Below are 23,592 nucleotides of genomic sequence, written 5' to 3'. Positions count from 1 at the left end.
TTGCTAACCCCCGTGTCCTGCCGCTGCCGCCGCGGTCGCCGCCTCCGGAAGGGCCGCGGCGATCTGCTCCAGCGCGGCTTCGTCGATCGCCGCCGACACGAACCACGACTCGAACGCGCTCGGCGGCAGGTAGACGCCGGCAGCCAGCATGGCGTGGAAGAACGCCTTGAACGCGGGCACCTGCTGCGTGCGGGCACTGTCGTAGTCCGACACGTCGGCGTCGGTGAAGAAGATCGAGAACATGTTGCCCGCGTACGAGAGGCGGTGCGGGACCCCGGCGGCGGCCAGCGCCTCGGTGGCGAGCTTGCCCACCGCGGCGGCAGTCTCGTCGAGGCGGCGGTAGAGCGTGTCGTCGGCCAGCCGCAGCGTGGCCAGGCCGGCGGCGCACGCGAGGGGGTTACCGGAGAGGGTGCCGGCTTGGTAGACCGGGCCGGCCGGGGCCAGCTTCGCCATGATCTCCGTGCGCCCGCCGAACGCCGCGGCGGGCAGGCCACCGCCCATGACCTTCCCGTACGTCCACAGGTCGGCGTCCGACGGGTCGAGGCCGTGCCAGCCGGCGCGGGAGACCCGGAACCCGGTCATCACCTCGTCGACGATCAGTAACGCGCCGTGCGCGTGGGCGATGCGGGCGAGCTGCTGGTTGAAGTCGCCGCGCGGGGCGATGACGCCCATGTTGCCGGCGGCCGCCTCCGTGATGATCGCCGCGATGTGGGGACCCTCGGCGGCGAAGGCCTCCTCCACCGCGCGCAGGTCGTTGTACGGCAGCACGATGGTGTCGCCGGCGGCGGCCCCGGTCACGCCGGGCGAGTCGGGCAGGCCGAGGGTGGCCACGCCCGAGCCGGCGGCGGCGAGCAGCGCGTCGGAGTGGCCGTGGTAGCAGCCGGAGAACTTCACGATCTTGGCGCGGCCGGTGAAGCCGCGGGCCAGCCGGATCGCCGACATGGTCGCCTCGGTGCCCGAGTTGACCATGCGGACCTGCTCGACCGGGGTCCGCGCGACGATCTCCGCGGCCAGGTCGACCTCGCCCGGGGTCGGGGTGCCGAAGCTGGTGCCGAGCGCGGCGGCCTCGCGCAGCGCGTCGACCACGGCCGGGTGGGCGTGACCGAGGATCAGCGGGCCCCAGGAGCAGACCAGGTCGACGTAGCGGCGACCGTCGGCGTCGAAGAGCCAGGGACCCTCCCCCCGGACCATGAAGCGCGGGGTGCCGCCGACGGCACGGAACGCGCGCACGGGGGAGTTGACCCCGCCGGGCACGATGGCCCTGGCGCGGTCGAACAGGGCCTCGGAGGCCGGGGCGTCGACCGGGTAGCGGCCGGATCCGGCGGAAAAGGTAGCGCTCACGATGCCGCCATTGTGTCAGCGCCGGGCGGCTGATCGGCAGGCACCCCGCGCCGAGGGTTACCGGGCTCACGCCCTCGTCCGTTCGGCACGGGCCAGCGACCGGCGGGTCGCTCGACGGGCCCGTTGGTCGAGATCGCGATAGGCTGACCGGGTGGATCGTGCCGAACTGTCCATCACGCTACACCGGACGGGTGACGAAGCCGTGCTTCGCCTCGCCGGTGAGATCGACATGCTCACGGCCGCCCAGCTGTCGACAGTCGTCAACGAGGTGCTGGCCGAGCCCCCGCCGCGCGTCGTGCTCGACATGGGCGGGGTCACCTTCTGTGACAGCCAGGGCCTCGGCACCCTCGTGGTGCTCAGCCGCAAGGCCAGTCACGCCCAGAGCCTGCTGGTCCTGAGCAACGTCGGCGACTTCCTCCTGAGGGTCCTGGACATCACCGGCCTCCGCTCAGCCCTGATGATCCGCAACGAAACGGCCCCCTGACCCGCCCCTTCTCGCGTTGATCATGAAGTTGGCGGCGATGTGGATCTCCACAGGTGCCGCCAACTTCATGATCGACGAGGCGGGCCGTCAGGTGACCGGGACGTCGCGGCGGCGGAAGGTTGCCAGGCCGGCTGTTGCCAGGGCCAGGGCCACGATGGCCAGGGCCCACAGCGGGGTGGCGCTCCAGGTGTCGCGGAGCACCTGCGGGGTGTGCGTGAACGGGGACAGGTCCAGCAGCCACTGGTCGAGTTCGAGCACCGCGCCGAGCTGGCCGAGCAGCACGCAGACCGCCAGCACCGCCCAGGCCACCGGGGCGAGCCGGGGCAGCAGGCCGTAGAGCAGCACGGCGAGCCCGGCCAGCACCCAGGCGGCGGGCGCCTGGGCCAGCCCGGCGCCGAGCATCCGGGGCAGCTCCCGGGGCACGTCGTGCACGCTCAGCCCGTACGTCAGGCCGGTGGCCAGACCGGTCACGGCGAGCACCACGACCGGGCCGACCAGCGCGAACGCCACGTGCGACAGCAGCCAGGTGGAGCGGTGCGTGCCGGTGGCCAGCACCGGTTCGGCGTGCCCGGCGGACTCCTCGGCGCGCATCCGCAGCGCGGCCTGGATGCCGTAGCCCGCCGCGGCCAGCCCGGCCAGGCTGAGCGTGGCGCCCAGGTAGGCGTCGGCCAGGCCGGAGGCCCCGCCGATCCGCTCCATGATGTCCTCCAGCTGCTGGTTCCCCTCGACCGAGCGGCCGGCCGCCTGCGCGGCGCCACCGAGGATCAGCCCGAGCAGGCCGAAGCCGACCGACCACCAGAGGATCTGCCCGCGGTGCAGCCGCCAGGCCAGCCCGAAGGGACCGGCGAGCCCCCGGCCCGCGGTGGCCGGCCCGAGCCGGGGCGGCAGCACCCCCGCGCCCAGGTCACGACGCACCGAGACCGGGTACGCGACCGCGGCGAGCAGCGCCGACGCGACCAGCGGCAGCGCCAGCACCCACCAGCGCTCCCCCTCGAACGGCCGGATCCGGGCCGCCCAACCCAGCGGGGAGAGCCAGCTCGGCCAGTCGTTGGCGGCGGTGTCCCCGACCATCCGCAACGCGAAGGAGGCGCCGAGGACGGCGATCCCGATCCCCCGTGCCCCGCCCGCGGTCTCGGCGAGCTGGGCGGTCAGCCCGCCGAGGGTGGCGAAGACCACGCCGGTGAGCGCCGAGCCGAGCCCGTACGCGTACGAGCCGGCGGCCGGCAGCCCGGTGGACGCCAGCCCGGCCGCGGTGAGCAGGCCGAGCAGCAGGTCGGCCGCGTACGTGACGAGCAGCGCGGCGGTCAGCCCGGCGTGCCGGCCGAGCACCCCGCCACCGAGCAGTTCCCGCCGGCCGGCCTCCTCCTCCACCCGGGTGTGCCGGACGACGGTGAGCAGGCTGGCCAGCGCCACGATGACCAGCAGGAAGCCGCCGCGCTGGGCGGTCAGCGCGCCGACGCTCTCCCCGTAGACCGGGCCGAGCAGCGCGACGATCGAGGGGTTGCGGGCGGTGCCGGCGGCGTACGCGGCCCGCTCGGCGGCGGTCGGGAACAGCTCGAAGAAGCTTGTCGCGTAGGTCATCGGCAGCACGGCGAGGATCAGCACCCAGAGCGGGAGCAGGAGGCGGTCCCGGCGCAGGACGAGCCGGGCCAGCTGCCACGTGCCGGCGAGCGTGCTCATGCGACCACCTCGCTCCGCTCGGCGGCCGCCCGAGGCTCCACCGCGCTGTGCTGATGATTCGTTCGCTGACGCTCACTCATCGGGTCAGCTCCTCGGGGACCGCCTCGTAGTGCCGCAGGAACAGCTCCTCCAGCGTCGGTGGCGTGCTGACCAGGCTGCGGACGCCCAGCTCGGTGAGGCGCCGCAGGGCGGTGTCCAGCGCGGCGGTGTCCACGTCGAACCGGACGCGGTTGCCGTCCACCCGCAGGTCGTGCACGCCGGCCAGGTCGGCCAGCCCGTTCAGCGGGGCGGTCACCTCGGCGTCGATCGAGGTGCGGTGCAGGTGGCGCAGCTCGGTGAGGGTGCCCGACTCGACGGCCCGGCCGTTCCGGATGATCGTCACCCGGTCGCAGAGCGCCTCCACCTCGGCCAGGATGTGGCTGGAGAGCAGCACGGTGCGGCCGTCCTGCTTGGCCCGGCGTACCCAGTGCTGGAAGACCTCCTCCATGAGCGGGTCGAGCCCGGAGGTGGGCTCGTCGAGGATGAGCAGCTCGACGTCGGAGGCGAGCGCGGCCACCAGGCCGACCTTCTGCCGGTTGCCCTTGGAGTAGGCCCGGCCCTTCTTGCGCGGGTCCAGCTCGAAGGACTCCAGCAGCTCGGCCCGGCGCTTCGGGTCGAGCCCGCCGCGCAGCCGGCCGAGCAGGTCGATCACCTCGCCGCCGCTCAGGTTCGGCCAGAGGGTGACGTCGCCGGGCACGTACGCGAGCCGGCGGTGCAGGGCGACGGCGTCCCGCCAGGGGTCGCCGCCGAGCAGTCGGACGGCCCCCGCCTCCGCCCGCAGCAGACCGAGCAGCACCCGGATGGTGGTCGACTTGCCGGAGCCGTTGGGGCCCAGGAAGCCGTGCACCTCGCCGGCGCGGACGGTCAGGTCGAGTCCGTCGAGCGCTCGGGTCCGGCCGAAGGTCTTCACCAGGCCGGACACATCAATGGGAGTTTCCATACTTCGGAAGCTACGCTCGTTTCATAAACTTGTGAAGACAGTGAGATCTGAGAGACGATCGGATGCGATGAGCACCGAGGAGATGACGCCGATGACCCCGCCCCGCCCGGACGAGGAAGAGGTCCACCTCTTCGTGGAACGGATGGCGATGGCCTTCGCGGACGTCGGCTTCCCCCGGATGGCCGGCCGGGTGCTCTTCACCGTGATGAGCGCGGACGAGCCGCTCACCGCCGCCGAGATCGGCGAGCGGCTGGGGGTCAGCGCGGCGGCCGTGTCCGGCGCCGTGCGCTACCTCACCCAGTTCGCCATGCTGGTCCGCGAGCCCGTCAAGGGGTCCCGGCGGGACCGCTACCGGATGCCGGCCAACCCCTGGTACGAGGCCACCATCACCAAGACCGGCCTCTACAAGAACTTCATCGACATCGCCAACGGCGGGGTGGACGCCCTGCTCGGGCGGGACACCCCGGCGGGCGAGCGGGTGGCCGAGATGCGGGACTTCTTCCTCTTCGTACAGGAGGAGATCGACGCCCTCGGCGAACGGTGGCGGGCCCGGCGCGCCGCGACGGGACACGGCGACCGGGCCGACGCCTGAGCCCTCAGGAGTTGTTGCCCCAGCGGGCCTGCTCCAGCAGGTTCACCGCGCGCTCCCGGGACTCCGCGTCGTCCTCCGCGCGCAGCAGCGCGGTCGCCTCGTCCACCGCGTCGGTGAGCACCCGCCACTGGGCGTCGCGCTCCCGCACCAGGTCCGACTGGGCGGCGAGCTGCCGGGTCTTCACCCACAGCTCGACGAAGACCGACACCTTGGCCCGCAGCACCCACGGGTCGAACGGCTTGGTCAGGTAGTCGACCGCGCCGACCGCGTAGCCCCGCAGGGCGAGCTGGGCGTCCTTGTCGGCGGCGGTGAGGAAGATGATCGGCACGTGCCGGGTCCGCTCCCGCCGCTTGATGTGGGTGGCGGTCTCGAAGCCGTCCATGTCCGGCATCTGGGCGTCCAGCAGGATCACCGCGAAGTCGTCCACCAGGAGTTGCTTGAGCGCCGCCTCACCGCTCTCCACGGCGACCGACTGCACCGGCAGCCCCTGGAGGATCGCCTCCAGGGCCATCAGGTTCTCCCGCCGGTCGTCCACCAGCAGCGCCTTGGCCATCTGGGTCACGGAGTCTCCTCGCCTCGGCTCCGGCCGATCCAGGACGCCATCAGCTCGATCAGCTCGTCCAGGTCCACCGGCTTGGTGATGTAGTCGCTACCCCCGGCCGCGATCGCCGACTCCCGATCGCCGGGCATCGCCTTCGCGGTCAGGAACACGATCGGCAGGTCCGCGAAGCGGTGGTTGCGCCGGATCTGCGCGGTCGTCTCGTAGCCGTCCTGGTCCGGCATCATCGCGTCCATCAACACGATGTCCACCTCCGGATGCTCGGCCAGTTGGCGGACGCCGTCCGCCCCGTTGTCCGAGTACAACACGGTCATACCGTGGAGTTCCAACGCGGAGGTCAGCGCGAACACGTTCCGGACGTCGTCATCGATGATCAGAACGGTCACGCCCTCCAGCCGGCGGGTCGCCGGGGTCTCCTGCGGCTGCGGCAGCTCCATGGGCATGAGCAGGGACGACGGCAGGCCCGCGCGCTGCGGCGAGGGCGGGGCCGGCGCCACCACCGCGTCCGGCGCCAGCACATCGGGTACGAAGAGAGTGAACGTCGACCCCTGCCCGGGCGCGGAGGACACGGTGATCGTGCCGCCGAGCAGGCGCGCCAGGTCCCGGCTGATCGACAGGCCCAGGCCCGTGCCGCCGTAGCGCCGGCTGGTGGTGCCGTCGGCCTGCTGGAACGCCTCGAAGATCAGCGAGAGCTTGTCGTCCGAGATGCCGATGCCGGTGTCGATCACCGTGAACGCGATGACCTGCCGGGCGTTGGTCAGCGCCGGCACGTCGAAGACCGCGTTCTCGGCGGCCGGCGCGATCCGCAGGGTCACCGCGCCGTTGTCGGTGAACTTCACCGCGTTGGAGAGCAGGTTGCGCAGGATCTGCTGCAACCGCTGGGCGTCGGTGACCAGCGCGGGCGGCAGGTCCTTGCTGATCCGCACCTGGAAGTCGAGGCCCTTCTCCTCGGCCTGCGGCGCGAACGCCTGCTCGACGTAACCGCGGATCTCCGAGAAGTGGATGTCGGTCGGCTCCACGTCCATCCGGCCCGCCTCGATCTTCGACAGGTCGAGGATGTCGTCGATCAGCGAGAGCAGGTCCGACCCGGCGCTGTGGATGGTCCGGGCGAACTCGATCTGCTTCGCGCTCAGGTTCTGCTCCGGGTTCTCGGCGAGCAGCCGGGCCAGCAGGAGCAACGAGTTCAGCGGCGTACGCAGCTCGTGGCTCATGTTGGCCAGGAACTCCGACTTGTACGCCGACGCCCGGGTGAGCTGCTGCGCCTTCTCCTCCAGGCCGAGCCGGGCCAGCTCGATCTCCCGGTTCTGCGTCTCGATGTTGGTCTTCTGCTCGGAGAGCAGCTTCGCCTTGTCCTCCAGCTCGGCGTTGGTGCGCTGGAGCTCCGCCGACTGCTCCTGCATCTCGTGCGCCAGCCGCTGCGACTGCGCGAGCAGCTCCTCCGTACGCCGGTTGGCCTGGATGGTGTTGACCGCCACGCCGATGGTGAGCACGAGCCGCTCCAGGAACGCCAGGTGCAGCTCGGAGAAGGTGGTCACGCCGGCGAACTCGATCACGCCGAGCAGCTCGCCCTCGAAGAGGACCGGCAGCACCACGAGGTCGGCCGGGGGCGTCTCGGCCAGGCCGGAGCGGAGCACCAAACGCCCGTCGGGCTGGGTGTTGACCCGGATGGTCCGCCGGGACAGGGCGGCCTGCCCGACCAGCCCCTCGCCCGGCCCGAAGGTCACGTCGTGCCCGCGGGCCACGTAGCCGTAGGAGGCGGTGAGCCGCAGCCGCATGCTGCCCTCGGAGCTGTCCGCCAGGAAGAACGCGCCGAGCTGCGCGTCGACCAGCGGAGTCACCTCCATCATGATCATGCGGCAGACCTCGCCGAGATCCCGCTGGCCCTGGAGCAGGCCGCCGATGCGGGCCAGGTTCGAGTCGAGCCAGCCCTGCTCGGCGTTCTTCTTGGTCGTCTCCCGGAGGGTGACGATCATCTGGTTGATGTTGTCCTTCAGCTCGGCGACCTCGCCCTGCGCCTTCACGCTGATCCGCTGGGTCAGGTCCCCGCGGGTCACGGAGGTCGAGACCTGGGAGATGGCCCGGAGCTGGGTGGTCAGCGTCGAGGCGAGCTGGTTGACGTTCTCGGTGAGGTCGCGCCAGGTGCCGCTGACCCCCTTCACCTGGGCCTGGCCGCCCAGCTTGCCCTCGATGCCGACCTCGCGGGCCACCCGGGTGACCTCGTCGGCGAACGACGACAGCTGGTCCACCATGGTGTTCACGGTGTTCTTCAGCTCCAGGATCTCGCCCTGCGCGTCCACCGTGATCTTCTGCCCCAGATCGCCCTTGGCGACGGCCGTGGTGACCGAGGCGATGTTCCGCACCTGGCTGGTCAGGTTCGACGCCATCGAGTTCACGTTGTCGGTGAGGTCCCGCCAGGTGCCGGAGACACCCTTCACCTGCGCCTGACCGCCCAGCTTGCCCTCGGTGCCCACCTCGCGGGCCACCCGCGTCACCTCGTCGGCGAACGACGACAGCTGGTCCACCATCGTGTTGACCGTCGACTTCAGCTCCAGGATCTCGCCCTGCGCGTCCACCGTGATCTTCTGCGACAGGTCACCCTTGGCCACCGCCGTCGACACCTGGGCGATGTTCCGCACCTGGGCGGTCAGGTTCGACGCCATCGAGTTCACGTTGTCGGTCAGGTCCCGCCAGGTGCCGGCGACGCCGCGCACCTGGGCCTGGCCGCCCAGCTTGCCCTCGGTGCCCACCTCGCGGGCCACCCGCGTCACCTCGTCGGCGAACGACGACAGCTGGTCCACCATCGTGTTGACCGTCGACTTCAGCTCCAGGATCTCGCCCCGGGCGTCGACAGTGATCTTCTGGCTCAGGTCGCCCTTGGCGACGGCCGTGGTGACCGAGGCGATGTTCCGCACCTGGCTGGTCAGGTTCGACGCCATCGAGTTCACGTTGTCGGTGAGGTCCCGCCAGGTGCCGGAGACACCCTTCACCTGCGCCTGACCGCCCAGCTTGCCCTCGGTGCCCACCTCGCGGGCCACCCGCGTCACCTCGTCGGCGAACGACGACAGCTGGTCGACCATGGTGTTCACGGTGTTCTTCAGCTCCAGGATCTCGCCCTGCGCGTCCACCGTGATCTTCTGCGACAGGTCACCCTTGGCCACCGCCGTGGACACCTGCGAGATGTTCCGTACCTGGCTGGTGAGGTTGCCGGCGAGCTGGTTCACGTTCTCCGTCAGGTCGCGCCAGGTGCCGGAGACCCCGCGCACCTGGGCCTGACCGCCCAGCTTGCCCTCGATGCCCACCTCGCGGGCCACCCGCGTCACCTCGTCGGCGAACGACGACAGCTGGTCCACCATCGTGTTCACGGTGTCCTTCAGCTCCAGGATCTCGCCCTGCGCCGCCACGGTGATCTTCTGGGAGAGATCGCCGCGGGCCACCGCCGTGGACACCTGGGCGATGTTGCGGACCTGGCTGGTCAGGTTCGACGCCATCGAGTTGACGCTGTCGGTCAGGTCCTTCCACGTGCCGGCCACGTTCGGCACGTCGGCCTGGCCGCCGAGCTTGCCCTCGGTGCCCACCTCGCGGGCCACCCGGGTCACCTGCTCGGCGAAGAGCCGCAGCGTATCGGTGAGATAGTTCATGGTGTCGGCCAGCTCGGCCACCTCGCCGCGCGCGCCCACCGTGATCTTCTGCGACAGGTCGCCCTTCGCCACCGCCGTCGCCACCTGCGAGATCGACCGCACCTGACCGGTGAGGTTCGACGCCATGGTGTTCACCGAGTCGGTGAGGTCCTTCCAGGTGCCGGCCACGCCGCGGACGTCCGCCTGGCCGCCCAGCTTCCCCTCGGTACCCACCTCACGGGCCACCCGCGTCACCTCGTCGGCGAACGACGACAGCTGGTCGACCATCGTGTTCACGGTCCGGCCGATGCGCAGGTACTCACCGCGCAGCGGCCGGCCGTCGATCTCCAGCGCCATGTGCTGGGACAGGTCGCCGTCGGCCACCGCCACGATCACCCGGGCGATCTCCGTGGTCGGGCGGCCCAGGTCGTCGATCAGCGAGTTGACCGCCCGCTGCCCCTCCGCCCACGAGCCGTCCAGGCCCTCGTCGTCGAGCCGCTCGGTGAGCCGGCCGTCGCGGCCGACCACCCGACTGATCCGGCGCAGGTCCAGGTGCTGCCGCTCCTGCAGCGACACCACGTCGTTGAAGGAGTCCGCCACCTCGCCGGCCAGGCCGGCGCGTCGGGGCAGGCGGACCCGGAGGTCGCCGCGACGGACCCGTCGCAGCGCCTCGACCAGCTCACCGAGGAGTACCTCGTGGTCGTCCCCGGCTACCGCTTGTTTCGCCGTGGTCATCAACTTCCTCGCTCAGCTCGGGGGCCATCAGGCTCGTGCCGACACGCGGCCATCAGACCATTCTGCCGCGTGTCACGTCGAGGCCACGGGCTCCGGCCGCACGCCACGCCCGATCCGTCCCGCGCCGACCGGATCGGCGGAGCGGCTTGGCACCCGGGGCGGCGGCGGTGGAGGATACGAAGGTGTCAGCGGAGGCGGGGCCGCCCATGAACGGCGGCGCGGACGAGCACATCCGGCGGGTCCGCCTCCCCGCCGACCGGCGCACGCCCGCGGCGGCCCGGGCGCTGGTGCGGTCCGCGCTCGCCGAGGCGGACCTGCACGAACTGCTCAACGAGGCGCTGCTGCTCACCACCGAGCTCACCACCAACGCGGTGGAGCACGCGCGCACCGAACTGGACATCGAGGTCGAAGCCGACCCGGCCGGGCTCACCGTCACGGTCACCGACTTCGCCTCCGGCCCGGTCGACGAGCTGATGGTCGGCGTCCGGAACACCACCTCCGACATCGCCGAGGTGGCCGAACGCGGGCGCGGGCTGCTGCTGGTCGACCACTTCGCCAGCCGGTGGGGCACCACCTACCTGCCCACCGGGAAGGGCGTCTGGTTCCGGCTCGACCGGCCCGACCTCGGGGCGGCCACCCGGCCCGCCGAGGTCCGTGCCCCGCTCACCGCCTCCGCCCCCACCGACGGGGGCACCCCGAGCGCCGCCGCGATGAGCGAGCTCATGCAGACCACCCCCGACCCGTACGCGGACGACCCGCTGCCCGAGTTCGCCGCCGGGCTGCTCACCCGGGTCGCCGAGATGGTCGGCGCGGCCGGCGGCGTGGTGCGGCTCGACCGCGGCGACGGGCAGGGCAGCCAGGTGCTCGCCCGCTACGGCCGGCAACCCCGGGAGGGCAACGAACTGCTCCGCGTCCCGCTCGCCGTGCACCGCCCGTACGCCGGTGAGCTGGAGCTGGACGCGGCGCCCTCCGCGTACGCCCGGCCCCTCGCGGTGCTGGCCGCCGAGCGGCTCTCCCTGCACCTGGAGAACGACCGGCTGCGCCGCGCCGACGTACGCCGGTCGGCCTGGCTGACCTTCCTGGCCGAGGCGAGCGAGCTGCTCGCCCAGTCGCTGGACGTCGAGCTGACCATGGCGCTCGTCCCGCAGCTCGTGGTGCCCCGGCTCGGCCAGTGGTGCGCGGTACACACCAGCGACGAGTGGGGGCGGCTGCGGCTCGCCGCGGCCAGCCACGCCGACGAGGCGGTGCTGCCGCAGCTGCACCGGGTGCTCCAGGAGACCGGGCCCGACTCGATCCAGGCCCGCCTGCGGGAGGCGTCCCGCAGCGCCGCGCAGGTGCCGCTGAGCGGGCCGATGGAGGGCTTCGCCGTACCCCTGATCGCCCGCGGGCAGCGGCTCGGCACCCTGGCCGTGGGCCGCCACCAGCGGCACCGGCACGACCCCGACGAGGTCTCGGTGCTGGAGGACGTGGCCCGGCGGGCCGCCCTGGCGATCGAGAACGCCCGGATCCACGCCGAGCGCCGGCGCGTCGCCCAGACCCTCCAGCAGTCGCTCCTGCCGCCGGTGCTCCCGGTGGTCGAGGGCATCGGCTTCGCCGCCGAGTACGTGCCCACCGGCGACGACGCCGAGGTCGGCGGCGACTTCTACGACGTGGTGCCGCTGTCGGACGGCCGGTGGCTCGTGGTGGTCGGCGACGTCTCCGGCAAGGGCGTCCAGGCCGCGGCCGTCACCGGGCTGGTCCGGGACGTGATCCGGGTGCTCGTCGGCGACGGCAAGCCGCTGCCGGAGGTGCTCGGCCGGCTCAACGAGACGCTGGTCGAGCGGGGCGGCGGCCGCTACTGCACGCTGGCGCTGGCGGCCGTCGGCCCGGGCGACGGCGACCAGCTCGACGTCTCCCTGCACCTGGCCGGGCACGACCGGCCGGTCCTGCTGCACGGCGGCGGTGGGGCGGGCTTCGTGGGCACCGGCGGCACGGCCCTCGGGCTGCTCGACTCGATCGCCACCCCGACCGCCGAGATCGCGCTCAAGCCGGGCGACGCGCTGATCTTCTACACCGACGGTGTCACCGAGCGGCGGCGCGGCCGGGAACTGTTCGGCACCGACCGCCTGCGCGAGGCCGCGGCACCCCTGGCCGGCTACTCGGCCGACGTGGTCGCCGCCCGCCTCCGCGCCACGGCCATCGCCTTTTCAGTGGAACCCCCACGCGACGACATAGCCGTCCTGGTCCTCCGCAACGACGCCCTGTAACTCGTCCCCACCGCCGCCCTCCCTGCCCGCCTCCTCCTGCTCCCTCTCCTCCTGCCCCCGTTGATCATGAAGTTATTGCCGATTCTTGTCCGATTCGTCGGCAATAACTTCATGATCAACGAGGCGGGCCCAGGGCAGAGGGTGCCCGCTGCCACCGACGCGGTGTTGACCAAGAGGTTTGCGTCGGCGAGTGGTCGGATGGTGACGCAAACCTCTTGATCGACACGGAGACGCGCGAGGAGACGGGAGACGCGCGGGGACGCTGGGGTGCGCGAGGACCTGCCGGGGGTGGGGTTACAGGCCGCCGGGGAGGCGGCCGGGGGACAGGCGGTGGTGGGGGTCGAGGTGGGCCTTGGCCGTGCGGAGGCGGGGCAGGGTGGGCAGTTCACCCCAGAGGTCGACGGCGCGGCGGACCGGCGCGGGAGCCGAGACCACCACGCAGCGGCCCTGGCGGGCCAGAAGCACGCCCCGGACGGCGGCGAGGATCGAGGCCACCCGCTCGGGCGGCAGCGAGCCGGGCAGCGCGGCGTGCACGGCGCCGATCCCGGCCGAGCCGCGGACCGGGACCGGGGTGCCGGCCGCGTCGCGCAGCGCGTAGACGGCGGCGTGCAGGTCGTTGATCGGCACCTCGATCCGCAGGGCGGTGTCGCCGGGGGCGAACGGGTAGCGGCCCCACCACTCGGGTGCGGCATGGTTGACCACGGCCTCGGGGCCGAGCAGCGCGACGAGCCGGTCGGCGCGTTCCGCCACGTCGGCGGGGCCGCCCTCCAGGAGCACCACGAGGCTGCCCGCGGCGGTGGGCCGCCCCGGGCGCCCGGTCACCGCCGGGTGATCGGGCCGGTTGGCCACGGACGGGTGGGACGCGGGGATGCGCCGGCGCGGCAGCGACACCGGCACCGGCAGGTCCAGCTCGACGGCCGCCGGGTCGAGCCGGGCGGCGAGCACCGCCCGGACCAGGTCGTGCACCTCCAGCGGGGTCCACACGGGACGGGACACCCAGACCCGGCCGGCCGGCACGGCCTGCACCCGCATGGTGGCCGAGACCAGCACCCCGAGCCCGCCCTGCGAGCCGCAGAGCAGCCGGGCCACGTCGAGCCCCAGCACCTCGGCCGCGCCGAAGACGGCCGCCGCGCCGCCCGGCGCGCCACCACCGAACGCGTCACCTCCCGGCACCGCACCACCCAGCGCGCCACCGCCCGGCACCGCACCACCGAACGCGCCACCGCCCGGCACCGCACCACCCAGCGCGCCACCGCCCAGCGCCGCACTGCCCGAGGCCCCACCACTCGGCGCCGCACCGCCCAGTGCCGGCCCGGCGCGGCCGAGCAGCGCGGTGCCGGGCTCCCCCACGCTGACCAGTTCGCCGTCGGCGTCGAGGTAGCGCACCCCGACGAGCTGGGCGCACGGGCTGCCGTGCCGGTGGCGCAGCGGGCCGGCCTCGTCGGCGGCCAGCACCCCGCCCAGCGTCGCCCCCGGGGAGGGCGCGTCGACCGGGAGGCGCCGGCCGGTGCGCTCCAGGGTGGCCTGCACGGCCCGCAGCGGGGTGCCGGCACCGATCTCGGCCACCGCGGACGCCTGCGGCTCGTGCCAGATCCCCGCCAGCCGGCCGGTGTCGAGCATGATGTCGACCTGAGCCGGGGCGGCGCCCCAGTCGATCTTCGTGCCGGCGCCGCGGGGCACCACGGTCAGATCGTGCGCCGCGGCCAGCCGCAGCACCTCGGCCGCGGCGTGCGGGCCGCCCGGCACGGCCACCCAGCGGGCCGTCCGGCCGGCCACCTCGTCGGCCGGGCCGGCGAAACGGGCGAACGCCGGACCGCAGATCTCCGCCAGCTTCCGGGTGATGTCGAGGGCTCCGGGTCGATCGGTGGAACGCGCTGCAGCCGCCATGGCGGTTATCGTACACATGTTCGAAAGACTTGCCGGCGAGTCGCCGCAACTCGGCGGCGCACGGCCGCGGCGGCGGCCCGGCGGCCGGTAACGTGACGCCGTGACCACCAAGACCCGCGACCAGGAGCCGTCGCCCGTGCCCGTCGCCAAGCGCGTTCCGGCCGACCGGACCCACCACGGCGACACCGTCGTCGACGAGTACGCCTGGCTCGCCGCCAAGGACGACCCGGACACGATCGCCTACCTGACCGCGGAGAACGCGTACACGGAGGCGCGCACCGCGCACCTGGCCGGGCTGCGCGAGGAACTGTTCGAAGAGACCCGCCGGCGCACCCAGGAGACCGACCTGTCGGTGCCGACCCGCAAGGACGGCTACTGGTACTACACCCGCACGGTCGAGGGCCAGCAGTACGGCGTGCAGTGCCGCCGGGCCGTCCGCGACGGTGAGACCACCCCGCCGGTCAGCGCCGACGGCGCCCCGCTCGACGGCGAGGAGGTGCTGCTCGACGGCAACCGGCTCGCCGAGGGGCACGACTTCTTCTCCCTCGGCGCCTTCGACGTCAGCCCGGACGGGCGCTGGCTGGCCTACTCCACCGACTTCTCCGGCGACGAGCGCTTCACGCTGCGGATCAAGGATCTGCAGACCGGCGAGGTGCTGCCCGACGAGATCCCGGACACCTTCTACGGCACCGCCTGGGCGAGCGACGCCTCGACGCTGTTCTACGTGACGGTCGACGACGCCTGGCGGCCGAACCGGGTCTGGCGGCATGCGGTGGGCACCCCGTCGGGTGAGGACGTGGTGGTGCACCAGGAGGACGACGAGCGGTTCTGGGTGGGCGTCGAGCTGACCCGTTCCGAGCGCTTCGTGCTGATCGACATCCACAGCAAGGTCACCAGCGAGGTACGGGTCATCCCAGCCGGCAACCCCACGGGTGAGCCGGCCGTCGTGGCGCCGCGGCGGCAGGGCGTCGAGTACGCGGTGGAGCACCACGGGCACCGCTTCCTGATCCTGCACAACGACGGCGCGGAGGACTTCGCGCTGGCGTACACCTCGGCGGACGCGCCGGGCGACTGGACGCCGCTGATCCCGCACACGCCCGGCACCCGGCTGGAGGCCGTCGACGCGTTCGAGAACCACCTGGTCGTCTCGCTGCGCAGCAACGGGCTGACCGGGCTGCGGGTGCTGCCGGTCGGCGGTGGGGACAGCTTCGACATCGACTTCCCCGAGCCGCTCTACAGCGTCGGCCTCGACGCCAACCCGGAATACCGCACGGCGGAGGTGCGGCTGCGCTACACCTCGCTGGTCACCCCAGACTCGGTCTACGACTACGACCTGGTGACCCGGCAGATGGTGCTACGCCGGCGGAAGCCGGTCCGGCCCGGCCCGGACGGGCGCGAGTACGACCCGGCCGACTACGAGCAGCACCGGGACTGGGCGCTCGCCGACGACGGCACGCGGGTGCCGATCTCGCTGGTCTGCCGCAGGGGCACCCCGCGCGACGGCTCCGCCCCCGCCGTCATCTACGGCTACGGGTCCTACGAGGCGAGCATGGACCCCTGGTTCTCCATCGCCCGGCTCAGCCTGCTCGACCGGGGCGTGATCTTCGCGGTGGCGCACATCCGCGGCGGCGGCGAGCTGGGCCGCCACTGGTACGACGAGGGCAAGCTGCTGGCCAAGAAGAACACCTTCACCGACTTCGTGGCCTGCGCCCGGCACCTGGTCAAGGCCGGCTGGACGGCGAGCGACCGGCTGGTCGCCCGGGGCGCCTCGGCCGGCGGCCTGCTGATGGGCGCGGTGGCCAACCTCGCCCCGGACGCGTTCGCCGGCATCGTCGCGCAGGTGCCGTTCGTGGACGCGCTCACCTCGATCCTCGACCCGTCGCTGCCGCTGACGGTCACCGAGTGGGAGGAGTGGGGCAACCCGCTCGACGACCCCGAGGTCTACGCGTACATGAAGTCGTACACGCCGTACGAGAACGTGACCGGGGTGGACTATCCGGCGATCCTCGCGGTGACCAGCCTCAACGACACCCGGGTGCTCTACCACGAGCCGGCCAAGTGGATCGCCCGGCTGCGGGCGGTCGCCCCGCAGGGCGACTACCTGCTCAAGACCGAGATGGGCGCCGGCCACGGTGGCCCGAGCGGCCGGTACGACGCCTGGCGCGAGGAGGCGTTCGTCAACGCCTGGACCCTGGACCGGGTGGGCCGCGCCTGACCCACTGGGCTGAGGGGCGCCGCCCCTCAGCCCAGCAGCGGGGCCAGCACGTGCGGGTCGGCGTTGCCGCCGGTGACCACGGCGACCGTGCGTCCCGGTGGCAGCTCGTCGCGGTGGAAGAGCCGGGCGGCCAGCGCGACGGCGCCGCTCGGCTCGGCCACCAGCCGGGCCTCGCCGAGCAGCCGTCCCATCGCGGCGACGATCTCGTCCTCGGTCACCGTGACGATGCCGTCGAGCCGGTCGCGCAGGTGGGCCAGGGTCAGCTCGGACAGGTTGGTGCGCAGCCCGTCCGCGCAGGTCCGGTAGGTGCGTTCGACCTCCCAGACCACCACCTCACCGGCGGCCAGGGAGTCGCGGGCGTCGGCGGCGAGCAGCGGCTCCACCCCGATCACGGCGGCCGACGGGCGCAGGGCCTTGACCGCGGTGGCCACGCCCGAGGAGAGCCCGCCGCCACCCACGGGCACCAGCACCACGTCGACGTCGGGCAGGTCCGCGACGATCTCCAGGCCGATCGTGCCCTGGCCGGCGATGATCCACGGGTGGTCGAAGGGCGGCACGAGCGCGGCCCCGGTTTCGGCCACGATCCGCTCGGCCTCGGCGAGCCGGTGGGCCGGCGGGACGAGCCGCACATCCGCGCCGAGCGCCCGCATCCGGTCCACCTTGATCCGCGGCGCGCCCTCCGGCACGACCACGGTGCACGGCACGCCGAAGGCCCGGGCCGCGTACGCGAGGGCCTGCCCGTGGTTGCCCGAGGAGTGGGTCACCACGCCGCGAGACCGGGCGGCCGGGTCCAGCCGGGCGACCGCGTGGGTCGCCCCACGCAGCTTGAACGAGCCGACCGGTTGCAGGTTCTCCGGTTTGAGCCACAGCTCGTCGTCCCAGAGCGTCGGCAGCAGCGGGGTGCGCACCACGGTGCCCGCGACATTCTCGGCGGCGGCCCGGACGTCGGCGATCGAGACGAGCTCCATCGCCCCATCCTGCCGCGCCGAGGGACGGGCCGCCGCCCCGCGCCCGCCGCCTAGACTCACCCGGGTGAGCGAGGACGACCAGCGGGCGGGCAGCGGGCCGGGGCCGGCCCGGCGCGCGCCCGTCTGGCTGATCCTCGGTGTCGTCACCTCCGCACTGCTGGTCTGCTGCTGCTCGGCGCTGATCGGCCTGGTCGTCGCCTGGTCGGCCGGGCTGTTCGGGTCGCGCTGACTCAGCGGGCCGGCGCCCCGCCGACGAGCGCCGCCGCCTCGCCGGTGCGGACCATGCGCTGCCAGCGCAGCCGGTTGCCGACCATCGCGGTCACCACCGACTGCACCACCACCAGGTACATCACCTGCCGGTAGACGAGCTGCTGGAACGGCAGCGTCCAGAGTGGGCCGAACCGCTCCCGGTCCAGGCGCAGCGCGTACGCGGCGGTGCCGCCCTGGAGCAGGAGCAGGCCCAGCCAGGCCAGCGCCAGCTGGGACCAGGGCAGGAAGAGCAGCCCGTAGACGGCGAAGACGTCGACGGCCGGCGCGGCCAGCGGCAGCACGATCTGGAACACGGCCAGATAGGGCAGGCCGCGCCTTCCGAGCTTCCCGCCGGCGCCCGGCTCGCGCAGCGCGTGACGGTGCTTCCACATCGCCTGCATCGTGCCGTAGCACCAGCGGTAGCGCTGCCGCCACAGCTGGCGCAGCGACGAGGGCGCCTCGGTCCAGGCGATCGCGCTCTCCTCGTACACCACCCGCCAGCCGGCCCGGAGCACCTTCATGGTGAGGTCGGTGTCCTCGGCCAGCGTGTCGGCGGGCACGCCGCCGACCGCGAGCAGCACCTGGCGGCGGAACGCCCCGATCGCGCCGGGGATGGTCGGCATGCACTCCAGCACGTCGTACATCCGGCGGTCGAGGTTGAAGCCGATCACGTACTCCAGGTGTTGCCACCGGCCGAGCAGGCGGCGCCGGTTGGCCACCTTGGTGTTGCCGCTGATCGCCCCCACGGTCGGGTCGGCGAAGCCCTGGACCAGCCGGTAGACGGTGTCCGGCTGGAAGACGGTGTCCCCGTCGACCAGCACCAGCAGGTCGGCGCGGGCGGCCCGGATCCCGGTGTTCAACGCGGCCGGCTTGCCGGCGTTGGCCTGCCTGATGACGCGTACCCCGCGCAGCCGCAGCCGTTCGACGATGTCGGCCGTCCCGTCGCTGGAGCCGTCGTCCACCACGATCACCTCCAGCGCCGGGTACGCGCTGGCGACCAGGGACCGCACGGTTGCGGCGATGTTCGCGGCCTCGTTGTACGCCGGCACGATCACCGACACCGGTGCGGTCACCTCGGGCCGCCGGTGCCGTGGCCGGCGTACCCGGCGGACGTGCCGGCGGGCGCAGACGACCTGGACGGCGAGGCGGACCACGCCGAGCACCAGGGCCAGCCCGAGCAGCAGGTTCATGGCCGAGGTCAGCCAGTCTGCGCCGGTCTGCGCCCAGCGCAGCGCGGTGCCGCTCAGCCGGGCGCCGGTGGTGGCCGGCACCATCGAGTCGGGCGCGCCGATCCCGGCGGAGACGGTGGTGAACCGGTAGCCCTGGGCGGTCAGCCGGGGCAGCAACTGGTCCAGGGCGGCCACGGTCTGAGCGCGGTCGCCGCCGCCGTCGTGCATCAGCACCACCGCGCCGGCGCCCCCGGGCGGGGTGGCCGCCCGCACGATGGCCGGCACGCCGGGACGCTGCCAGTCCTTGGCGTCCCGGTCGGCGAGCACCGCCACGTGACCGCTGCCGGCGGCCGCCCGCAGCATCCGGTACTGCGCGTCGGTGACGGCCGCCGGAGTGGACGAGAAGGGCGGCCGGAACAGCGTGACCTCGCGGCCGGTCACGCCGGCGATCGCGTTGCGGGTCCAGGAGAGCTCGGTCCCGGCCCGCCAGGCCGGCGCGGTGGTCAGGTCGGTGTGGGTGAAGGTGTGCGAGCCGATCTCGTGCCCCTCGGCGAGGATCCGCCGGACCAGGTCGGGGTGCTCGTCCACCCGGGCGCCGACCACGAAGAACGTGGCGTGGGCGTGGTGCTTGCGCAGCACGTCGAGGATCCGCGGCGTCCAGCGCGGGTCGGGGCCGTCGTCGAAGGTGAGCGCCAGGGTGCGCGCCGGCAGCCGCCGGCTGACCGGGGTGGGGCCGTCCAGCCGCAGCACCGGCCCGCCGGTGGCGACCGCCCGCGGCGGGGGCGAGGCGGGCGCCTGGTCCGGGCCGGCGCCGCCACCGACGGCGCTGACCAGGCCGTGGAGGCTCAGCGCCGCGAGCAGTGCGACGAGGCCCAGCAGGAGCAGCACCCAGTGGGCCCGGGGGTCGGGGCGGGCGACGTGTCTCGCCATGGTCAGGGCTTGCCCGGCGGCCGGCTCGGCTTGGGGCTGTGGCGCCGCTCGTCGCCCTGCCCCGGGACGGTGGCGGTCGGCCGGGGCGCCGGGGTGGCGGCCCGGGTGGGGGCGGTGGTGCGGCTGGCGGCCGGCGCGGGCGCCGACGGGCTGGTGCTGGTCACCGACGGCGGCCGAGGGTTCGGGCTGGTCGGCTTCGCGTCCCGGGGCGGGGCGTCGACCCCGGCCTCGATCGGCGGTGGCTTCGTGTCGGACCAGCCGGGCAGCGGCACCGTGGAGTCGAAGAACAGCCCGGCCAGGATCAGGCCGAGACTGGTCAGCAGGCCGAGGCCCATCGCCACGCCGGCGATCACGGTCAGCCGGCGGCGCCGGCCGGTCCGGTCGACGAACACCGGCGGCGCCGCGCCCGGGTGGTTCGGCATGGTGCTGGTCTCCCGCTGTCGCGCTCCCGCCGGCTGGTGCGCCGGCTCGGGGTGACCGCCCCCGGGCCTCCCGTGGCAAACAGCGCCGGTGGCACGGCCCGCGTCACGTCAGGTCGTGCGCAGCTCCTCGACCGTCGTGCTGGCGCGCAGGAAGAGCAGGCCGACGCCGACGGTGAGCAGCACCGCCGCCAGCCCGCCGGCCGCGAACCAGGCCAGCTGCTCCCACGGTACGTGCGGGGGGACGGTCACCTCGGGCACCCATTCGGTGCGGGTGTAGCGGGCCCGGGTGTCCGGGTCCCCGCAGAGCCGCTCACCCGCGTCGCAGACCTCCTGCGCGTAGCCTCCGCCGGTCGGCGCGGGGGACATGCCCCGCACAAGCAGGTAGCCGACGGCCAGCGCCAGACCGATCGCGGGCACCGCCGGAGCGAGCGACTGCCAGAGCAGCGAGCGGCCGATGGTGGCGCGGGGCACCCCGGTCGCCACCAGCGCCGCGTACGCCCGGCGCCGCGTGGCGATGCCCTCGACGACCGCCACCAGCAGGCCACCGCCGGCGATCGCCACCGACACGGCGACGCCCAGGTCGACCAGGTCCATCGCGCCGAGGTAGAAGGAGTCCGGACCGGCGAGCCCCGCACCGGTCCGGCGGTTCAGCTCCATGGTGGCCAGGAAGTCGGCGCGGGTGCCGGCGGCGCCCGCGCCGAAGACCAGCGCGGCCAGCAGGGCGGCGAAGGTGCGGCTGCCCGCCCACGGGTCGGCGGTCAGCCGGCGCGCGGCGAGCAGCGCGGCCGGGCGACGGCCGTAGCGGTGCAGCAGGCGGCCGGCGGCGTGCGAGAGCCAACCGGTGCCGGCGATCACGCCGATCATGGCGGCCAGGGCGCCGAGGATCAGCAGCGCCGGCAGCAGCCAGGGCGGCGGTTCGGCGTGCCGACGCTCGTACCAGAGGCCGACCGGCCGGAACGCGGCGAACAGGGCCAGGCCCACCAGGATCAGCAGGCCGGGCCACGGCCAGGGCGCCCGGGTGCGGACCCGACGGACCACGCCGAACGGGGTGGTGGTGACCCGGCGCAGCAGGACCGCGCTGACCAGGGCGGCGAGCAGCGGCAGGCCGAGCACCACGGCCAGCATGGCCGGCGGGGCCGGGTGGACGTCGGTGGGCAGCGGCAGCCGCCCGTCGGCGCCGGGCCGGTGCAGCAGCCGGTGGCCGGCCAGGAAGGCGGCGAGGCCGCCGACGGTGCCGAGCAGGCCGGCCAGCCCGGTCTCGGCGGCCGCGATCCGGGTGACCTGGTGCGGGGTCGCCCCGGCCAACCGGAACGCGGCCAGGCGGCGGTCGCGGGCCGGCGCGCCGAGCCGGGCGCACTGCCCGGCCAGCCCGAGCACCGGCACGACGAGCAGCAGCAGGCCGAGCGCCAAGCCGCCACGCAGGCCCGGCTCGCGCAGCAGCCCGTTGGTGTACTGCAGGGACCTGCGGACGGAGTCGCCCTCGGTGGCCGGCGGGGTGGGAATGGCGAGCACGGTCAGCGCGGCCAGCCCGACCAGCGTGGCCAGCGCGGCGCTCAGCGCGGTCAGCGCGACCCGGGCCGTGTCGGTCCGGGTGCCGGCCCGGGCGAGCTGGAACAGGGTGCCCGGGCTCACCGGTTGCCGCCGGACACCGGCGCGTCGAGGCCGAGGCCCGACTGGTCGACCGCCCCGTCGCGCAGGGTCACCTCGCGGTCGGCGTACGCGGCGATCCGCGGCTCGTGGGTGACCAGCACGACGGCGGTGCGCTGCTCGCGGGCGAGCCGGACGAGTTGCGTGAGCACCTGCTCGCCGGTGAGCGTGTCCAGCGCGCCGGTGGGCTCGTCGGCGAAGAGCACCCGCGGCTCGGTGACCAGGGCCCGGGCCAGGGCACAGCGCTGCTGCTGCCCGCCGGACATCTCGCCCGGCGGGACGTCGGCGACCTCGGCCACGCCGAGCCGCTCCAGCCAGGTGAACGCCGCAGTCCGCGCTTCTCGCCGCCCCGTGCCGGCGAGAAGCAGCGGAAGGGCGACGTTCTCCGCCGCGGTCAGCTCGGCGACGAGCTGGCCGAACTGGAAGAGCACCCCGAACTCGGTGCGCCGCAGCCGGGACCGGGCCGCCTCCGGCCACTCGTCGATCCGCTCCCCGCGCCAGGTGACCTGCCCGGCGTCGGGGCGCAGGATGCCGGCGAGGCAGTGCAGCAGGGTGGACTTGCCGCAGCCGCTCGGGCCGGTGACGGCGAGGATCTCGCCCTCGGCCAGGTCGAGCGTCACCCCGCGCAGGGCCGGCGTCCTCCCGTACGCCCGGACCACGCCGCGCGCCTCCAGGAAACTCACGAGTGCACCTCCCGGTGCCAGTCGGCGACCCGTTCGAGGGTGGTGTGCAGCCACCGCAGGTCGGCGTCGAGATGGGCGATGGCGAAGTCGGCCGCGATCACGTCGTCGAGGCCGGACCCGGGTGCGGTCTTCACGGCGGTCAGCTCGCGCAGCCGCTCGGTGTGCGCCCGCCGCTGGGCGACCAGGTAGGCGCGGGCCCGCTCGACGTCAGCCACCATGAGCGCGACGACCACCTTGGCGAAGAGGGTGCTCGCCACGTACGGCATCGGTGGCTCGACGGTGGCCAGCCACCGGTCGAGCGCGGCCCGGCCCTCCCCGGTGAGCGCGTAGGACGTGCGGTCGGGCCCGCCCTCGCGGTCCTGGCCGGCCGGAGTCACCAGGCCGTCCCGCTGGAGCCGGGCCAGGGTGGCGTAGACCTGCCCGAAGGCGAGTGGCCGGGCCCGGGGCAGCCGCTCGTCGTGGGCGCGCTTCAGCTCGTAGCCGTGCCGGGGGCCGCGCGCGAGCAGCCCGAGCAGTACGTGCTGAGTGGACACGCCCACACTATTCAATGAGTGAATAGTGGTGTCAAGAGCGGCCCGCGCGGCGGGTCGCCGCACGGGCCGGTCGGGTCAGGGGGTCCAGGCGGGGTCGCGGCCGGTCCGGCCGAGCAGGGCGTCCAGCGTGGTGGGCTCGGCGCTCGTCGGGACGGGCTCGCCGAAGGCGCCCATCTTCTGCCCGGTGTCGCCCATCCGGTCCATGAAGCCGTGCCCCGCCGCGAGCACGGCCGGATCGACCTCCAGCCGCCGGCCGGTCGCCCGGGCCAGGTCCCAGCCGTGCACGGTGAGGTCGATGAGCGCCATGTCGCCCACGGTCTCCTGCGGCAACCCCATGCCGGGCGAGACGCCCTCCAGCGCCGCCGGGTCCGACCAGGCCCGCGTCAGGCGGTCGGCCTCGGACGCGAACCGGTCGCGCCAGCCCTCGGTCAGGTGGTCGGTCTTGGCCGCCCAGTCGACCTCCCGCCGGCGGGCCAGGTCCTGGAAGTTCACCACCACGTCGAAGAGGTGGTTGAGCAGGTCGCGCACCGTGTAGTCGGGGCACGGGGTGGGCAGGCCGAGCTGGTCGTCGGAGATGCCCTGGACCACCGCCGCCGTCCGGGGCGCGGCAACGGCCAGCAGTTCACTAGTCTTCTTGGTCATAGGACCAGCGTATG

At 73.8% G+C, this 23,592-nt stretch carries 18 protein-coding genes; 5 read left to right on the top strand and 13 right to left on the bottom strand.

The features are described from left to right. Positions 1-3: 3 nt before the first annotated feature. Complete coding sequence (gene hemL, locus ACQP12_RS01565; protein WP_433284467.1) at positions 4-1,341, bottom strand: glutamate-1-semialdehyde 2,1-aminomutase; 1,338 nt, start codon at positions 1,339-1,341, stop codon at positions 4-6. A gap of 151 nt (positions 1,342-1,492) precedes the next feature. Here hemL and ACQP12_RS01560 point away from each other — a divergent pair, with 151 nt between their 5' ends. Further along, a complete protein-coding gene (locus tag ACQP12_RS01560; protein WP_357949634.1) occupies positions 1,493-1,825 on the top strand; it encodes an STAS domain-containing protein in 333 nt (110 codons plus the stop codon). Between the two features lie 87 nt (positions 1,826-1,912). On the opposite strand, the gene ACQP12_RS01555 is transcribed toward ACQP12_RS01560, so the two are convergent. Both ACQP12_RS01555 and ACQP12_RS01550 read right to left on the bottom strand, forming a co-directional pair. Next, positions 1,913-3,505: an ABC transporter permease gene (locus ACQP12_RS01555; protein ID WP_433284464.1), complete on the bottom strand. Its 1,593-nt coding sequence runs from the start codon at positions 3,503-3,505 to the stop codon at positions 1,913-1,915. A 76-nt stretch (positions 3,506-3,581) separates the two neighbouring features. Beyond that, a complete protein-coding gene (locus ACQP12_RS01550; protein ID WP_433284462.1) occupies positions 3,582-4,484 on the bottom strand; it encodes an ABC transporter ATP-binding protein in 903 nt (300 codons plus the stop codon). Positions 4,485-4,551: 67 nt separating this feature from the next. Between ACQP12_RS01550 and ACQP12_RS01545 the strand changes: the two genes are divergently transcribed. After that, on the top strand, positions 4,552-5,076 hold the full coding sequence (locus tag ACQP12_RS01545; RefSeq protein WP_357949641.1) for a GbsR/MarR family transcriptional regulator: 525 nt from the start codon (positions 4,552-4,554) through the stop codon (positions 5,074-5,076). A gap of 4 nt (positions 5,077-5,080) precedes the next feature. On the opposite strand, the gene ACQP12_RS01540 is transcribed toward ACQP12_RS01545, so the two are convergent. Together ACQP12_RS01540 and ACQP12_RS01535 are read right to left on the bottom strand one after the other, a co-directional pair. Further along, the gene (locus tag ACQP12_RS01540; protein ID WP_433284459.1) at positions 5,081-5,638 is read right to left on the bottom strand and encodes a response regulator; all 558 of its coding nucleotides are present in this window, start codon (positions 5,636-5,638) and stop codon (positions 5,081-5,083) included. Next, on the bottom strand, positions 5,635-9,987 hold the full coding sequence (locus tag ACQP12_RS01535; protein WP_357949647.1) for a hybrid sensor histidine kinase/response regulator: 4,353 nt from the start codon (positions 9,985-9,987) through the stop codon (positions 5,635-5,637). Before ACQP12_RS01535 ends, ACQP12_RS01540 begins: the two co-directional genes overlap by 4 nt. 182 nt (positions 9,988-10,169) lie before the next feature. Here ACQP12_RS01535 and ACQP12_RS01530 point away from each other — a divergent pair, with 182 nt between their 5' ends. Then, positions 10,170-12,233 (top strand): SpoIIE family protein phosphatase, encoded by a 2,064-nt coding sequence (locus tag ACQP12_RS01530; protein WP_433284457.1) that lies wholly within the window; start codon positions 10,170-10,172, stop codon positions 12,231-12,233. A gap of 294 nt (positions 12,234-12,527) precedes the next feature. On the opposite strand, the gene ACQP12_RS01525 is transcribed toward ACQP12_RS01530, so the two are convergent. Further along, on the bottom strand, positions 12,528-14,120 hold the full coding sequence (locus ACQP12_RS01525) for an FAD-binding oxidoreductase (RefSeq protein ID WP_433284455.1): 1,593 nt from the start codon (positions 14,118-14,120) through the stop codon (positions 12,528-12,530). Positions 14,121-14,220: 100 nt separating this feature from the next. On the opposite strand from ACQP12_RS01525, the gene ACQP12_RS01520 reads away from it, so the two are divergent. Then, positions 14,221-16,335, top strand: coding sequence for a S9 family peptidase (locus ACQP12_RS01520; RefSeq protein ID WP_433284453.1), 2,115 nt, complete (start codon positions 14,221-14,223; stop codon positions 16,333-16,335). 26 nt (positions 16,336-16,361) lie between these two features. Here ACQP12_RS01520 and ACQP12_RS01515 read toward each other — a convergent pair whose 3' ends face one another. Then, the gene (locus ACQP12_RS01515) at positions 16,362-17,303 is read right to left on the bottom strand and encodes a threonine ammonia-lyase (RefSeq protein WP_433284451.1); all 942 of its coding nucleotides are present in this window, start codon (positions 17,301-17,303) and stop codon (positions 16,362-16,364) included. A 64-nt stretch (positions 17,304-17,367) separates the two neighbouring features. On the opposite strand from ACQP12_RS01515, the gene ACQP12_RS01510 reads away from it, so the two are divergent. After that, on the top strand, positions 17,368-17,532 hold the full coding sequence (locus ACQP12_RS01510; RefSeq protein ID WP_433284449.1) for a hypothetical protein: 165 nt from the start codon (positions 17,368-17,370) through the stop codon (positions 17,530-17,532). A 1-nt stretch (position 17,533) separates the two neighbouring features. Here the strand turns inward: ACQP12_RS01510 and ACQP12_RS01505 are convergent, their stop codons facing one another. The 6 genes from ACQP12_RS01505 to ACQP12_RS01480 form a co-directional block, all read right to left on the bottom strand. Continuing rightward, entirely contained in the window at positions 17,534-19,651 is a 2,118-nt protein-coding gene (locus tag ACQP12_RS01505; protein ID WP_433284447.1) for a bifunctional polysaccharide deacetylase/glycosyltransferase family 2 protein, read from the bottom strand. A 2-nt stretch (positions 19,652-19,653) separates the two neighbouring features. Then, positions 19,654-20,073 (bottom strand): hypothetical protein, encoded by a 420-nt coding sequence (locus ACQP12_RS01500; RefSeq protein ID WP_433284445.1) that lies wholly within the window; start codon positions 20,071-20,073, stop codon positions 19,654-19,656. A 108-nt stretch (positions 20,074-20,181) separates the two neighbouring features. After that, a complete protein-coding gene (locus ACQP12_RS01495; RefSeq protein WP_433284443.1) occupies positions 20,182-21,705 on the bottom strand; it encodes an FtsX-like permease family protein in 1,524 nt (507 codons plus the stop codon). Beyond that, positions 21,702-22,403: an ABC transporter ATP-binding protein gene (locus ACQP12_RS01490; protein WP_433284441.1), complete on the bottom strand. Its 702-nt coding sequence runs from the start codon at positions 22,401-22,403 to the stop codon at positions 21,702-21,704. Before ACQP12_RS01490 ends, ACQP12_RS01495 begins: the two co-directional genes overlap by 4 nt. Then, positions 22,400-22,936, bottom strand: coding sequence for a PadR family transcriptional regulator (locus ACQP12_RS01485; protein WP_433284439.1), 537 nt, complete (start codon positions 22,934-22,936; stop codon positions 22,400-22,402). Before ACQP12_RS01485 ends, ACQP12_RS01490 begins: the two co-directional genes overlap by 4 nt. A gap of 75 nt (positions 22,937-23,011) precedes the next feature. Next, on the bottom strand, positions 23,012-23,578 hold the full coding sequence (locus ACQP12_RS01480) for a TIGR03086 family metal-binding protein (RefSeq protein WP_433284437.1): 567 nt from the start codon (positions 23,576-23,578) through the stop codon (positions 23,012-23,014). Positions 23,579-23,592: the final 14 nt, after the last annotated feature.

It is taken from the genome of Micromonospora sp. CA-244673 (assembly GCF_050948395.1).
Taxonomy (GTDB): Bacteria; Actinomycetota; Actinomycetes; order Mycobacteriales; family Micromonosporaceae; genus Micromonospora.
This window is presented reverse-complemented; position numbering and strand designations above follow the sequence as displayed.